At 62.9% G+C, this 2788-nt stretch carries 2 protein-coding genes; both read left to right on the forward strand.

The window, feature by feature from the left end:
* Positions 1 to 1362: ATP-binding cassette domain-containing protein (locus tag EOA24_RS33180; protein ID WP_133374738.1), on the forward strand; the 1362-nt coding region annotated here is incomplete at its 5' end.
* A gap of 381 nt (positions 1363 to 1743) precedes the next feature.
* Positions 1744 to 2788, forward strand: a 1045-nt coding sequence (mgtE, locus tag EOA24_RS33185; protein ID WP_127410536.1) for a magnesium transporter, incomplete at its 3' end; no start/stop codon positions are given.

Below are 2788 nucleotides of genomic sequence, written 5' to 3' on the forward strand. Positions count from 1 at the left end.
GTCGAGGTCAAAGGCCTAGAATTCCTGGGCGGCTATGGCACCGCGGTGCTGGCTTTCCTTGCCGTCGCTATCTACGTGCCGCTGAACACCTGGATCGCGGTCAAGCTCGGACGCCTGCTCGAGCGGCTCAATGTCCGCATGCAACAGGCGGAGGGCAGCTACCGCAGCGAACTCATTACATTCCTGCGCCGCAGCTTCCACGTTGCCGCCTCGCATGGCGAGGACGTGCAGAAGTCGATGCATGACAGGCTCTATGTCGATATCGACAAGACATGGGGCCGACTGAATATCGTCAACACCAGCTACACCTCGTTCGAGCTGATCTACAATTTCGTCGGCGCCCGTATCGTTGCCTACGCGCCAGGCCTCTTGTCGTTCATCCACAACCGCCTCGACTACAAAGGCTACATCACCGGTTCCGAAATGGTCGCCCAGTTGATCAGCCAGTGCTCGTGGTTCATCCATGTCATGCCAGCGATTGCGACGCTCAGAGCCAACAGCCAGCGCGTGACCGAGCTCGCCAACGCGATCGAGAACGTCCAGCGCCCGCGGGAATTCTACCAGCAGACCGGCCGATCCGACTTCAGCTACGCGAGCCAGAACCCGGTTTTCGGTCTCACCATCCAGAAGCTGGAACTCGCCCATCAAGGCGAGGACGCCACACCTTTCCTCAGCGCTGCGAACCTCCGTTTCCGCCGCGGCGAATGGACCTTCCTCAAGGGCGAGTCCGGCTGCGGCAAGACATCGCTGATCAAGGCGATCAATGGCCTGTGGCCTTATGGCCGCGGCACCATCGTCTTCCCGGAAGGCGTCACCAATTTCTACGCTGCCCAGGAGGTCAAGCTGCAGCAGGTGTCGCTGAAGCAACTCGTCTGCCTGCCGGGTTCAGAGAACGACCATAGCGACACCCAGGTAGCGGCGGCTTTGCACAAGGCCGGTCTCGGCGACTTCATCGAACACCTGGCCGACGAGAGCCGCGAAGGCAAGATCTGGGATCAGGTGCTTTCGGGCGGCCAGAAGCAGAAGCTGGTGGTCGCGCGCATCATCCTGCAGCAGCCCGGGCTTCTCTTCCTCGATGAGGCGACCGGCGCGCTCGACCCCGATGGCAAGATAGCCTTCCACCAGGCGATCAAGGACAATTGTCCGAACGTCACCGTCATCAGCGTCATGCACGAGGCAGTGCCGCCGCGCTCGCTTTCCGGCGAGGAATTCTATCACAGCGTGGTTGCGATCGCCGACAGCGTCGCCACCAAGAAGCCCCTCGCTCCCAGCCTGCCGCGCGAGCTCACCACGATCCTCACCCAGCCGCCGCGGCCGACCGAGGACAAATGGCTGCGCTTCCGCCGGCTGAAGCAGAAATAGCAGTCATACCAAGCCCTTGATCGGCGGCCGTGGCCCGGCTTAGGCCGCCCTCGATCACAGTCTCGCGATCCGGCCTCCCCGCGTCCGTTTTCAGCGCCCTTCGCGATTGACTCGGCAAAATGCGCTCCTATGTTGCGCGCGCTCGCTGATTTCCAACTACAGCGCCACGCGTCCTTCGGACGCGTAAAGGACGCTGTAGAAACTTAGAATTGCGCATGATCCTTTCCGAAAATCGAACCCGATTTTCGGGGTCATGCGCTACCCCGCGAGCAGAAAGGTCAACCCGCCATGCCTGGCGACAGTCACAGTCGAACGCAACCGCCGTCCTCCCTGACGTGACCTGCACGGCTCACGTCCTGCCGGACGGCAAGGAGTGAGCCCATGAACGAATTCGCACCCGTATCGGACGACGAAGCCGTCGCCGTCGCCCGTGTTCTTGCCAACGACCACGTCGCCGACGTCGTCGAAGCCCTCAACCACGAGCCTCGCGAGACAGCCATCGAGCTGCTCTGCGCTGTGCCGTTCGAGCGGCTGGTCGAGATTTTCGATCAGCCGGAACTCGAAAGCGCTCCGGAACTCGCGGAAGCACTGCCACGCGCCAAGGCGAGCAAGCTTTTGACCGCCATGTCGGCCGACCGCGCGGCCGACATTCTGCGCGAGCTGGATGAACCGCCCCGCTCGGAGCTGCTCGGCGCGCTTGCCCCGCCGCTGCGCGCCACGCTGCTGTCAATCCTCGGATACCCAGAAGGCAGCGCCGCCTCGATCATGACGACCGAATTCGTCAGCGTGCCTTCCGACTGGACCGTCGGCCGCACGCTCGACTACATCCGCAAGGTCGAGCGCACGCGCGAAACCATCTACGCCATCTACATCGTCGATCCGGAGACGCAGCTCCTGCTGCGTTCGACCGGGTTGCGCCGGTTGATCACCGGCAACCCGGAGGATTTGATCCTGTCGGTGGCGCCTGATCGCATGCCGGTGACCGTGACGCCGCTCACCGATCGCGAGAACCTGGCGCAGACCATCTCGAAATACGACCTCCTGGCGCTGCCTGTCGTCGACCACGGCAGGATCCTCGGCATCGTCACCGTCGACGACATCATCGACACGATGATCGAGGAAACGACCGAGGACGTGCATCGTTTCGGCGGCATGGAGGCGCTGGACGAGCCGTATATGAAGATGGGCTTCCTCGCCATGATCCAGAAGCGCGCCGGCTGGCTCTGCGCGCTGTTCCTCAGCGAGATGCTGACGGCCAACGCCATGCAGAGCTACGAGGGTGAGCTGGAGAAGGCGATCGTGCTGACGCTGTTCATCCCACTGATCATGAGTTCCGGCGGCAATTCCGGCTCGCAGGCGACATCGCTCGTCATCCGCGCGCTGGCGCTGCGCGAGATCGGTCTGCGCGACTGGTGGCGGGTGGCGC

It is taken from the genome of Mesorhizobium sp. M2A.F.Ca.ET.039.01.1.1, from assembly GCF_003998035.1.
Taxonomy (GTDB): domain Bacteria; phylum Pseudomonadota; class Alphaproteobacteria; order Rhizobiales; family Rhizobiaceae; genus Mesorhizobium.